Here is a 10,513-nt window from a genome sequence, read left to right on the forward strand (position 1 = left end):
CTGCGAGATCGCATTTGAAAGGGTGGTGGTAACGTGGCTCTGCCCGACAAATTTGTCAAATGTCTGGGGCCTATATTTCAGTGCTAATAATTGATATGACATGTTATCTTAATTATGACTGTTTATGATCAGTGGCGGAGAAGGAGGGATTCGAACCCTCGGTACCCGGTTAGGATACACACGCTTTCCAGGCGTGCACCTTCAGCCAGCTCGGTCACCTCTCCGCATTAAATTAATTCAAGGCAAAATAGTATTTTTTTGCAATTGTGTCAAGATCTAAACATGGAAACATACTCATGGCTAAACCTATTTTCAGATGCATAGATATAAAAGGGCGGGTGAATAACACAGGGTTTGTCGCTGTTTTTCACAGCACTGTTTTTCATCGCACAGAGGATAACACGTTTGGCCGCAGAATTTTTTTTTATATGCACAAACCTGATGAAATCAGGGGTATATTTATAACGCTCCATGGTCAGAACCAGATCCGGTAATCGGTCTGCAGGAAAGATGACATATAATCGCCCCCGGGTTTGAAGCAGCCTGTTTGAACAATAAAAAAGCATATCAATGTCAAGAGTGATCTCATGGCGCGCAATGGCTTTTTGAGAATCCGGATTCAGCCTGCCGGAATCTTTTTTTATATAGGGCGGGTTTGAGATGATAATACCTGCCGGCCCGTTTATGTCGGAAACCCGTATATTGTTAATATCTTCATGAATAATCCGGATAGTGCTTTCCAGTCTGTTGTCGATGATGTTTTGTCTGGCAAACCCGGATAATTCTTTTTGAATTTCAACACCAATGATGTTGAGACCAGGCCATCTTAATGCCAGAATCAAAGGCATAATCGCACAGCCACATCCTATATCAACGATCTTTTCAATACCCGCTGGTTGAATGTGGGCCGCAAGGATGAACGGATCCATGGAAAATCGATATCCGGTTTCAGGCTGGGACACCTTTATCTCATGGTTAAAGAAAGGGTCAGGAGAGAATTTTTCCAATTTTAAACCGGATTTGTTTAACTGATATATGTTCAAGTTGCTTGTTCATATTTAAGATCATTTCTTTTTCAAGGAATTTGAGCTGATGTATCCAGGATGAACTTGATACATTGACAATGAGTACCCCGTCTTTAAAAGAGTCAGGCTTGGCATTCATGGCAATGGGCCTTCCAACAGCATCATCCCAGATGTCCCATATTCTGGTCATTTCCGTGTCCCTAGCCGGCCTGTATTTGCCGAGGGCGGAATTTAAGATGTCACTGATATGAATCAGTTTGCTGTTCTTATCTTTTTTGTCCAATTGAATTTGTCCTAATTTTTTTAGACACTTGTTCTTACCCTATCTCATAGCATATTATTTAATCGGAATATACCCAAAAGATGTTTTGACTTATATGATTACTATAAAGCCCTGCCAACTTATATTTTAAATAAATATTGCCTTTTGGGCTTGATAAATATAAATATGGTTATATTTTGCTTTCATATAATTTGGGTTTTAAAAAAAATAATTTATTAGGATAATATCTATGAATTGGGATTGGGAAAAACTTAGAGCAAATCAGCAGAAGTTTGAGAAGAAGAAAGAAGGCGGCGGGCCTGGCATGCCAAGGCCTCCCCAGATGGATGAACTTTTAAACAAATTTAAAGGATTTAAGTTTCCAGGGGGCTTTCTGGTTGTCATTATTCTTTTGGCTTTGTTTTTTGGATCGTCCACTTTTTTTACAATTAAACTGGATGAAGTCGGTGTCATTCAGCGGTTTGGAAAATTTAATAGGATTGCTCAGCCGGGCTTGAGCTTTAAATTTCCGGCAGGTGTTGAAAAAATGACCAAAGTAAAGATAAAAAGGATTTATAAGGAAGAATTCGGATTTGAAACAGTACAAGGATCAAGCAATTACAGGTTCTCAAGTGAAAGCCCCTCACAGGAGACGGCCTTAATGCTGACCGGAGATTTGAATGTGGCAGTGGTCCCCTGGATTGTCCAATACAGAATTTCCAATCCCCGTGATTACCTGTTTGAGGTCAAGGATGTCAGGGCTATTTTAAGAGATATGTCTGAGGCCAGCATGCGGACCGTTGTCGGAGACAGAAGTATTAATGAGGTCATCAGTAAACGAGAAGAGATTGCCCTGGCTGCCAAAGAAATACTTCAAAATGAAATGACTCAGGCAAAGTCCGGTATTAATATTGTTACCATTGAAATGAAAAAGACAAATGTTCCGGAACCTGTCCAGAACTCTTTTAATGAGGTGAACCAGGCCACCCAGGAAAAAGAACAAACGATTTATAAAGCAAGAGAAGAATATAATAAGGCCGTGCCTTTGGCCCGTGGTGAAGCCAAAAGAGTAATAAAGGATGCAGAAGGGTATGCTATTGATCGGGTTAACCGTGCCCAGGGTGATGCTGCCAAATTTTCAGCGGTCTACAAAGAGTATATAAAAGCCAAAGATGTTACAAAAAAAAGGATATATCTGGAATCAATGCTGGAAATTTTCCCCAATCTTGGACCAAAGTATATTATTGATTCTGAACAGAAAAATCTATTACCTTTTTTAAATATGGGTCAAGGCTCGTCCTCTGCCCTTCAAAACAGTTTCCTTAAAAAAAGTGAGTAAAAAATGAATAATATTATAAAACCTTTATTTTTGGCTGTCATCGCTATCGGTATTATCTTGGTATATAATGCTGCTTATATCGTTGATGAAACCGAGCAGGTTGTGGTCACCCAGTTTGGTAGAGTAGTGGGCAAACCTGTTACCACACCCGGTTTAAAATTCAAGTTGCCCTTTTTTCAACAAGCCAATTATTTCCCAAACAACCTGTTAACCTGGGATGGTGATCCAGGCCAGGTGCCCACAAAAGATAAAACTTATATCTGGGTGGATACTTTTGCAAGATGGAAGATTGTTGATTCCATAAAATATTTTCAGACTGTCAACAATGAACTTGCCGCGCTTGAGCGTCTGGATGATATTATTGATCCTGCCATGAGGAATCTTGTGACATCATACCCTCTGGTCGAAAGTGTTCGTAATTCTGATCGACCTATGGATACTTTTGAATCCACGGTTGATGAAAACAGAAAACGGATCCAGTATAAAATTTCACTTGGCCGGGATAAGATTACAAAGCAAATAGTAAAACAGGCCAGGCCCAAACTAACCCCGTTTGGGATTGAACTTGTGGATGTAAGAATAAAAAGAATAAATTATATCGAGAGCGTAAGGCGAGCGGTCTACGACAGGATGATTGCAGAAAGAAACCAGATTGCAGAAAAATATCGTGCAGAGGGTAAGGGGGAAGCAAGCAATATAAGGGGTGAAAAAGAAAAGGAGCTTCAGGTAATCAAATCCCAGGCCTATAAAGATTCCCAGACGATTAAGGGTGAGGCTGATGCAAAGGCCACCCTGATTTATGCGGACGCGTATAGTGTAGATCCTGATTTTTATGCTTTTCTAAAGACCATGGATGTCTATAAAAAAACCATAAAAAAAGACACCACCCTGATTCTTTCAACAGATTCTGATTTTATGAAGTACTTTAAAGGTATTGAATAGCCCCTTTACGAAACGGCTAAGAAACGGGTTTTGAGTATTGAGTTGAATAATCGTTTGCAACTCAATACTCCCCATATTTTAACAGCTATTTTTTCTTTCTCTGGTGTCTGGTCTTGGCAAGGAGTTTTCTGTGTTTATGCTTCCTCATTTTTTTCTTTCTCTTTTTCATCACACTACTCAAAAAAATCACCTCCTTATTATACAGGCATAGTTTAATTTTTATTTCAAATTTAGTTAAAAGAGCTTTATAGCATAATATTTTATTAAATGTCCAATTTTTTATTGGTTATAATAAAGGCGCTCAATGAAAACAGCACGACACTTTAATAGAGAAGAGCTTTTAAAGGTTGATGAAGCTGTAAAGGTTTCAGAGGAAATAGTAAATAATTTTTATAAAATGTCCTCTGGTCACTGGCTTAAAAACAGGTATGATATAAAGACAGCCAAAGATCTTGCACCCCATGAATGTGTTGACGGTCCTTTTGCCCAGGTGGTTAAATATGAGGGGCGCAAAAAAGATGTTCCTTTGGGATCTTCTTTGTTCAGCCTTTACCAAGTATGTCTTCAGGACCATGCTATTCTTACAATGGTTTCCAAAAAAGGCGACCTGTCATTAGAGCCGTTCCTTCTTTATATATTGACCCATGAACTGGTTCATATTGTCAGATTTTCAAAATTTAAACAGCGATATGAAAACAAGAATGAAGCGGATGTCACATTGGATGAGGAGCGGAAAGTTCATAAATTAACCCACACCATTTTAAAGCCGGTATCGGTTTCTGGTTTAAGCAAAGTCTTTGGATTTTATAAAGATTGGCTCTCGGTTCCGGGATCTTGAATATAGGTAAAAAATTTGGATAAACCTGCTTGACAAGGATAAAAGACTAATTATTTTATCTTTGATTTTCCAAGAAGATAAAAGAAAAACGGAGAAGTAAAGAAAATGCCAGTTTATGAGTATCAATGTACAGAGTGCGGGCAAATAGAAGAAGCATTTCAGAAGATTTCAGATTCGCCGCTTAAAACCTGTTCTCATTGTAAGGGACATTTAAAAAAACTTATCTCTCAAAGTACATTTCATCTGAAAGGATCGGGATGGTATGTGACGGATTATGGTGGAGCAAAGACTGGAACCAAAAAAAAATCTGAAACAAAATCCGGTATAAAATCAAAAGAATCAAAAACAACTTCAAAAAAGACAACAGATTCTAAAGATTGAAGTTGAAATAAAATAAAATTTAAAAGAACAAACCAAACAAATTATACAAAGGAGAAAAAGATCATGAGTTTGAGACCTTTAAGTGACAGAATTCTTGTGGAACGTGTTGACGAGGACGAAAAAACCAAAGGCGGTATTATTATCCCTGATACAGCAAAAGAAAAACCGGCAGAAGGTAAAATTATTGCCACCGGTAACGGCCGCATGGGTGAAGACGGGAAACTTCTTCCAATGGATGTAAAAGTTGGAGATCGCGTTCTTTTCAGCAAATACGGCGGAACAGACGTAAAAATTGATGGAAGTGATTATCTTATCCTGCGTCAGGATGATGTTCTTGGAATAATTGAATAATTTAAATTTATAAATGGAGATTATATACGATGGCCAAAGAGATTAAATATGATGCTAAAGCCCGCGAGGCAATGCTTAAAGGTGTACAGACCCTTGCTGATGCAGTAGTGGTTACACTGGGACCCAAAGGTAGAAACGTAGTGATTGAAAAATCCTGGGGTTCTCCCAATGTTACCAAAGACGGTGTAACCGTTGCAAAAGAAATTGAACTTGAAGATAAATTTGAAAACATGGGCGCTCAGATGGTAAAAGAAGTGGCCAGCAAAACTTCTGATATGGCCGGTGACGGTACAACCACTGCAACCATTCTTGCCCGTGCAATCTATGAAAACGGTCAGAAACTGGTTGTTGCCGGGAACAACCCCATGGGGATTAAACGGGGTATCGACAAAGCAGTTATTAAGGTTGTAGAAGCCCTTGAATCAATGGCAAAACCAACCAAGGATCAAAATGAGATTGCCCAGGTTGGAACTATTTCCGCAAACTGTGATGAAACCATTGGTAATATCATTGCAGAGGCCATGGATAAAGTTGGCAAAGAAGGTGTTATCACCGTAGAAGAAGCCAAATCAATGGACACCACTCTGGACGTTGTAGAAGGGATGCAGTTTGATCGCGGATATCTTTCTCCTTATTTTGTAACAGATACTGAAAAAATGGTTGCTTCCTTTGATGGCCCGTTTATTTTAATCTGTGATAAAAAGATTTCTTCCATGAAAGATCTTCTGCCTGTTCTTGAAGAGATTGCCAAAACAGGTAAGCCCCTTGTTATCGTTGCCGAAGATGTTGAGGGTGAAGCCCTTGCAACATTGGTTGTCAATAAACTTCGCGGCACCTTGAATGTGGCTGCTGTTAAAGCACCCGGATTTGGCGACAGAAGAAAAGCCATGCTGGAAGATATTGCCGTGCTGACCGGTGGACAGGTTGTTTCAGAAGATATCGGAATTAAACTTGAAAATGTAACTCTGCAGGATCTTGGCCAGGCAAAATCCATAATAATTGATAAAGATGATACCACAATTGTTGATGGTGCAGGTTCAAGAGAAGATCTTGAAGGCAGGGTAAAAATGCTTCGTGCCCAGGCCGAAGAGACATCTTCCGATTATGACAAAGAAAAACTACAGGAAAGACTTGCCAAGCTCGTTGGCGGTGTTGCTGTTATTAATGTCGGTGCAGCCACTGAAACTGAAATGAAAGAAAAGAAAGCCAGAGTTGAAGATGCTCTCAATGCTACCCGTGCAGCCGTTGAAGAGGGTATTGTTGCCGGCGGTGGTGTTGCCCTTGTCAGATGCCTTAAAGCCCTTGAGGATCTTAAGCTTGAAGGCGAAGAAAAATTGGGCGTAGCTGTTATTGCAAGAGCAATTGAAGAACCCCTTAGAAAAATTGCAGACAATGCCGGTGTTGAAGGCTCTGTTGTCATCAATAAAGTCAAAGATGGTGAAGGTGCATATGGTTACAATGCCCTGACAGATGTTTATGAAGATCTTATTGAAGCCGGTGTTATCGATCCTAAAAAAGTGGTTCGGTTTGCCCTTCAGAATGCAGCCAGTGTTGCATCTGTAATGCTGACCACAGAAGCCATGATCGCTGATAAACCGGAAGAAAATGCCGGCGGCGGAATGCCTGGTGGAATGCCCGGTGGCGGAATGGGCGGAATGGGCGGCGGAATGCCCGGAATGATGTAATGTTTAATTAAACATTAATACTCATATAGATTGAATAAAAGCCCTTGCACATTTTGTGTGCAGGGGCTTTGTTTTTGAGCTGTCCGGACAGGCGAAATCCCCTTGACTTCCTGCGGGAGTTTTCAATAAGAACTTGACATGAAATGCCTACTCATATACTTAGTTTTATTAAATTTTATTTATTATTTTACCACTATTGGGAAGATAAATTTGCAAGAGAGGTTATATGGCCACTGAAACTCTAGGGGTGTTTTACATGTTGAGCGATGCAGGCCCGGTCGTTAAGTTTGTTATGCTGTTGTTGCTGTTTTTTTCAATAACTTCATGGGCGATTATGTTTATTAAGTTCAGGTATATCCGAAAGGCATTTAAAGAGTCTGCTGATTTTACGGATATTTTCTGGCAGTGTCGAAATCTGGCTGATGCATTTTCAAAAGCCAAGGCATTGAGATCAAGTCCGGTTGCAAGAATTTTCATCACTGCATATACGGAGATGACAAGAGCTGACAGCAAAGATAAGGAAAAAACACAGATAAGAAGAACTCAAAGCTCCTATTTCCAAATTATTGGAAGTTTAAAACGATCATTAAACCGATCCATCAATGTTGAAGTCAGACGTCTTGTTCAATTGGTGCCATTCCTGGCAACTGCGGGTAATACCGCCCCGTTTATCGGTCTTTTCGGAACTGTTTGGGGGATCATGGGTACGTTCCATGGAATTGGTTTGAGTGGGTCTGCAAGTCTTGCCGTCGTTGCCCCCGGTATTTCAGAGGCACTCATCGCAACAGCAGCAGGACTAGCCGTGGCTATTCCTGCTGTTATCGGTTACAATTATTTTACTGACAGGATAAGAATTTTGGATTCTGAATTGCAAAGTTTCTCTTCAGATCTTTTAAATATAATGGAACGCGATATTCAAAACCAGATGGAGGTATAATGCAATCAGGCTCCAGTAATGGTCAATTCATGTCCGAGATTAATGTCACTCCTTTTGTTGATGTAATGCTTGTCCTGTTGATTATTTTCATGGTAACTGCCCCCATGATGGTTCAGGGCGTTGATGTGGATTTGCCCAAGGCCACCTCAAAACCATTAAAAGGCAGTGAAGAGCGTCTAATTATATCCATTGATGATGATTTTAAAGTGTTTATTAATGAGCAGGTTGTCAGTGTTGAGTTTTTGACCCAGAAGCTGGGTGCCATACTGGAAAATTTTGATAAAAAAAATGTATATCTCAGGGCAGACAAAAAAGTGCCTTACGGGATTGTTGTCAATGTGATTTCAAAGATTAAAAAGGCCGGTGTTGACAGCTTGGGGATGATTACGCTCCCTGAAAATGAAGAAGAGTCCTGATTGACGAGCATGAGTTTTCTGGAAAATTTTAAAAAAAGAAGAGAATTTCTTCTCACTCCCTTAGATCACAGCAGAAAAACCGGAATCATTTTTTTCTTTATTTCTCTGTTTTTACATGGTCTCTTTTTTTACAGTATAATATTTTTTCAAGATTTCAAACTGCCCAAGCCCCTGCCGCCGGTTATCCAGATTGATTTGGTCTCTTTTTCACCGGAACCTCTGCTGGAAGAACCAGCCAAAAATGAAGAGAATTCAAAGAAAGATGGTATCCCGGTAAAATCCCAAATTATAAAAAAAAAGAGTCGTAAAATTTCCACCATAAAGCCTGACATCAGTTTAAAAACAAAGCCTAAAAATTTGAAAGATCTGATGGCTCAACAGGAGAAAAAGCCTGTTAAAAAAGAGAAACCCAAAAAACAAATTGATTCTGAAAAGGTATTGGAAGAAGCAAGGGAAAAATTAGAAAAAAAGGTTGAGAATCAGAACCAGATTGCCCAGGCGTTGAGCCGTCTTCAGAAAAAAGTAAAGGATCAGGGCAAATCAAAAGAAGGTGAAAAAAAAGGGGCATATGCTGGAGCCGGCAAAAAAGGGTACAAGCCCATTGATCTCTATAAAATGGTTTTAGGCCAGACAATAGAGCAGAATTGGGTGTTTAATGATATCCTTGCCAGGATGGATCAGAATTTTGAAGTCAGAATTCTGATCAAGATATTAAAAAGTGGAGAAATAAGGGATATTATTTATGAAACCAAGTCAGGGAATCGATATCTTGATGAATCTGCGAAAAAAGCAATTAAAAAGGCAAATCCATTGCCACAATTACCGGGTGGAATGCGTTCCTACGATGTTGTTGTGATTTTTACTCCAAAAGGCTTGAAATAAAAAATGGTTTCTTTTGCAGGGAATAAATTGTATTGTTCCCATGATATGTTTAATAAAATTATTTTACCCATACTATATTTCCTGGGAGTGGGGTGTATTTTATTTTCCCCAATACTTGTAGATGCCAGAGATTATGATTATATCAATGTCAGCAATCCGTTTTTAAAGAAAACACCGGTTGCCGTGACAGAATTTAAAGCATTTAACGGGCATGGCGCTGAAGTAAAAGACGGGAAAACAGCAAGGCATATTTTAAAAGAGGCGCTTGATTTTACAGGATATCTTAACATAATGAATTCTGTCGCGTTTCTTTCAAATCCGGCTGAATCAGGCATTCAACTGGGTCAGATAAATTTTATAGACTGGACAGGGATTGGGGCTGAGCTGCTGATTACAGGAGGGATTGTTGAAAAGCAGGGGAAAGTGAAGCTTGAATTAAGGCTTTTTGATACATTTAAAACAAAACTCCTGGTCGGCAAAGTATATACCGGCTCACGATCTCAGATCAGGCAAATGATTCACCTGTTTTGCAGTGAAATATCCTATAAGCTTACCGGCAAATGGGGAGTATTTAACAGCAAGATAGCTTTTGTTTCAACAGTAAAAGGGAAAAAAGAGATATTTACCTGTGATTTTGACGGACAAAATATCAAACAGATTACATCCCATAAAAGTATTTCACTTTCTCCGTCCTGGTCTTTTGACGGCAAATGGTTGGCCTATGTTTCCTATGCAAGGGGTAACCCTCAAATATTTATTAAAAACCTCAAAGAAAAAAGAGGATCAATTGTTAATTATAAGGGAATGAATATCTCTCCGGACTGGATGCCCGGACAGCTTAAACTTGTAGCAGCATTAAGTTTTTCCGGGGATCAGGAAATTTATTTGTTGACCATAAAGGGAGAAATTATTAAAAGAATAACAAAAAGCTGGGGGATTGATGTGTCGCCTAAATTTTCACCGGATGGCAAAAAAATAGTTTTTACTTCAAAACGGACCGGAACTCCTCAGATATATATAAAGGACCTTGAATCGGCAAGAGTGCAAAGATTAACATTCAAGGGCTTCAATAATACATCTGCTGCCTGGTCGCCGGATGGCAGGAAGATTGCCTATGTGGGCATAGAAAAAAACGATATTAATATTTTCGTGATGAATATTGATTCGGGAATGCCGGTGCAGTTGACCATGGATGCGGGGGATAATGAAGATCCTGCCTGGTCACCGGATGGAAGTATGCTGACGTTTACATCAACCCGCGAAGGCGGTACCCCAAGGGTTTTTGTTATGAATGTATCCGGATCAGATCAGCGAAGACTTTTAAGGTTGAAAGGCAAACAGACCCAACCGGACTGGTCAATGTCAAAAAATTAAAAAACGGGGTCCGGCGTTGATTTTTTTGGTTGTTTTTTAAAAAAACCCACAAAAAGCCACCCGGCGCCCCCCAAAAACAGG

Annotated in this window: 13 protein-coding genes and 1 tRNA gene; 10 read left to right on the plus strand and 4 right to left on the minus strand. The window is 39.6% G+C overall.

The annotated features are described in order from the left end of the window. Positions 1-132: 132 nt before the first annotated feature. From QAI40_RS15095 to QAI40_RS15105, 3 genes are all read right to left on the minus strand, one after another. Positions 133-224 (minus strand) — tRNA-Ser (locus QAI40_RS15095). Between the two features lie 45 nt (positions 225-269). Continuing rightward, entirely contained in the window at positions 270-1,007 is a 738-nt protein-coding gene (locus tag QAI40_RS15100; RefSeq protein WP_304511758.1) for a tRNA1(Val) (adenine(37)-N6)-methyltransferase, read from the minus strand. Continuing rightward, positions 988-1,308 carry a DUF721 domain-containing protein gene (locus QAI40_RS15105; protein ID WP_299981601.1) on the minus strand — a complete coding sequence of 107 codons (321 nt, stop codon included), beginning with the start codon at positions 1,306-1,308 and terminating at the stop codon, positions 988-990. The genes QAI40_RS15100 and QAI40_RS15105 overlap by 20 nt, the downstream gene beginning before the upstream one ends. Positions 1,309-1,537: 229 nt before the next feature. On the opposite strand from QAI40_RS15105, the gene hflK reads away from it, so the two are divergent. Both hflK and hflC read left to right on the plus strand, forming a co-directional pair. Beyond that, a complete protein-coding gene (hflK, locus tag QAI40_RS15110) occupies positions 1,538-2,626 on the plus strand; it encodes an FtsH protease activity modulator HflK (RefSeq protein ID WP_299981603.1) in 1,089 nt (362 codons plus the stop codon). A gap of 3 nt (positions 2,627-2,629) precedes the next feature. After that, positions 2,630-3,568, plus strand: coding sequence for a protease modulator HflC (hflC, locus tag QAI40_RS15115; RefSeq protein WP_299981605.1), 939 nt, complete (start codon positions 2,630-2,632; stop codon positions 3,566-3,568). 85 nt (positions 3,569-3,653) lie between these two features. Here the strand turns inward: hflC and QAI40_RS15120 are convergent, their stop codons facing one another. After that, the gene (locus tag QAI40_RS15120) at positions 3,654-3,737 is read right to left on the minus strand and encodes a 30S ribosomal protein bS22 (protein WP_442875397.1); all 84 of its coding nucleotides are present in this window, start codon (positions 3,735-3,737) and stop codon (positions 3,654-3,656) included. A gap of 135 nt (positions 3,738-3,872) precedes the next feature. Between QAI40_RS15120 and QAI40_RS15125 the strand changes: the two genes are divergently transcribed. The 8 genes from QAI40_RS15125 (at position 3,873) to tolB (ending at position 10,432) form a co-directional block, all read left to right on the plus strand. After that, complete coding sequence (locus tag QAI40_RS15125) at positions 3,873-4,406, plus strand: hypothetical protein (RefSeq protein ID WP_299981608.1); 534 nt, start codon at positions 3,873-3,875, stop codon at positions 4,404-4,406. A gap of 105 nt (positions 4,407-4,511) precedes the next feature. Beyond that, positions 4,512-4,787, plus strand: a complete 276-nt coding sequence (locus QAI40_RS15130; protein WP_299981610.1) for an FmdB family zinc ribbon protein — start codon at positions 4,512-4,514, stop codon at positions 4,785-4,787. A 63-nt stretch (positions 4,788-4,850) separates the two neighbouring features. Next, a complete protein-coding gene (gene groES, locus QAI40_RS15135) occupies positions 4,851-5,138 on the plus strand; it encodes a co-chaperone GroES (RefSeq protein WP_299981612.1) in 288 nt (95 codons plus the stop codon). A gap of 29 nt (positions 5,139-5,167) precedes the next feature. Continuing rightward, positions 5,168-6,823 carry a chaperonin GroEL gene (groL, locus tag QAI40_RS15140; protein WP_304511759.1) on the plus strand — a complete coding sequence of 552 codons (1,656 nt, stop codon included), beginning with the start codon at positions 5,168-5,170 and terminating at the stop codon, positions 6,821-6,823. A 226-nt stretch (positions 6,824-7,049) separates the two neighbouring features. Further along, a complete protein-coding gene (gene tolQ, locus QAI40_RS15145; RefSeq protein WP_299981616.1) occupies positions 7,050-7,760 on the plus strand; it encodes a protein TolQ in 711 nt (236 codons plus the stop codon). Then, entirely contained in the window at positions 7,760-8,176 is a 417-nt protein-coding gene (gene tolR, locus QAI40_RS15150) for a protein TolR (protein WP_299981618.1), read from the plus strand. The genes tolQ and tolR overlap by 1 nt, the downstream gene beginning before the upstream one ends. A 9-nt stretch (positions 8,177-8,185) precedes the next feature. Next, entirely contained in the window at positions 8,186-9,058 is an 873-nt protein-coding gene (locus QAI40_RS15155; RefSeq protein ID WP_299981622.1) for an energy transducer TonB, read from the plus strand. Between the two features lie 3 nt (positions 9,059-9,061). Further along, positions 9,062-10,432 carry a Tol-Pal system beta propeller repeat protein TolB gene (gene tolB, locus QAI40_RS15160; protein ID WP_299981620.1) on the plus strand — a complete coding sequence of 457 codons (1,371 nt, stop codon included), beginning with the start codon at positions 9,062-9,064 and terminating at the stop codon, positions 10,430-10,432. Positions 10,433-10,513 lie beyond the last annotated feature (81 nt).

It is taken from the genome of Desulfobacula sp., assembly GCF_030611305.1.
Classification (GTDB): Bacteria; Desulfobacterota; Desulfobacteria; order Desulfobacterales; family Desulfobacteraceae; genus Desulfobacula.

Excerpts from the sequence above, each read along its gene's own strand:
- hflK (WP_299981603.1), top strand. The coding sequence starts at position 1,538 with ATGAATTGGGATTGGGAAAAACTTAGAGCAAATCAGCAGAAGTTTGAG.
- hflC (WP_299981605.1), top strand. The coding sequence starts at position 2,630 with ATGAATAATATTATAAAACCTTTATTTTTGGCTGTCATCGCTATCGGT.
- QAI40_RS15120 (WP_442875397.1), bottom strand. The coding sequence starts at position 3,737 with ATGAAAAAGAGAAAGAAAAAAATGAGGAAGCATAAACACAGAAAACTC.
- QAI40_RS15125 (WP_299981608.1), top strand. The coding sequence starts at position 3,873 with ATGAAAACAGCACGACACTTTAATAGAGAAGAGCTTTTAAAGGTTGAT.
- QAI40_RS15130 (WP_299981610.1), top strand. The coding sequence starts at position 4,512 with ATGCCAGTTTATGAGTATCAATGTACAGAGTGCGGGCAAATAGAAGAA.
- groES (WP_299981612.1), top strand. The coding sequence starts at position 4,851 with ATGAGTTTGAGACCTTTAAGTGACAGAATTCTTGTGGAACGTGTTGAC.
- groL (WP_304511759.1), top strand. The coding sequence starts at position 5,168 with ATGGCCAAAGAGATTAAATATGATGCTAAAGCCCGCGAGGCAATGCTT.
- tolQ (WP_299981616.1), top strand. The coding sequence starts at position 7,050 with ATGGCCACTGAAACTCTAGGGGTGTTTTACATGTTGAGCGATGCAGGC.
- tolR (WP_299981618.1), top strand. The coding sequence starts at position 7,760 with ATGCAATCAGGCTCCAGTAATGGTCAATTCATGTCCGAGATTAATGTC.
- QAI40_RS15155 (WP_299981622.1), top strand. The coding sequence starts at position 8,186 with ATGAGTTTTCTGGAAAATTTTAAAAAAAGAAGAGAATTTCTTCTCACT.
- tolB (WP_299981620.1), top strand. The coding sequence starts at position 9,062 with ATGGTTTCTTTTGCAGGGAATAAATTGTATTGTTCCCATGATATGTTT.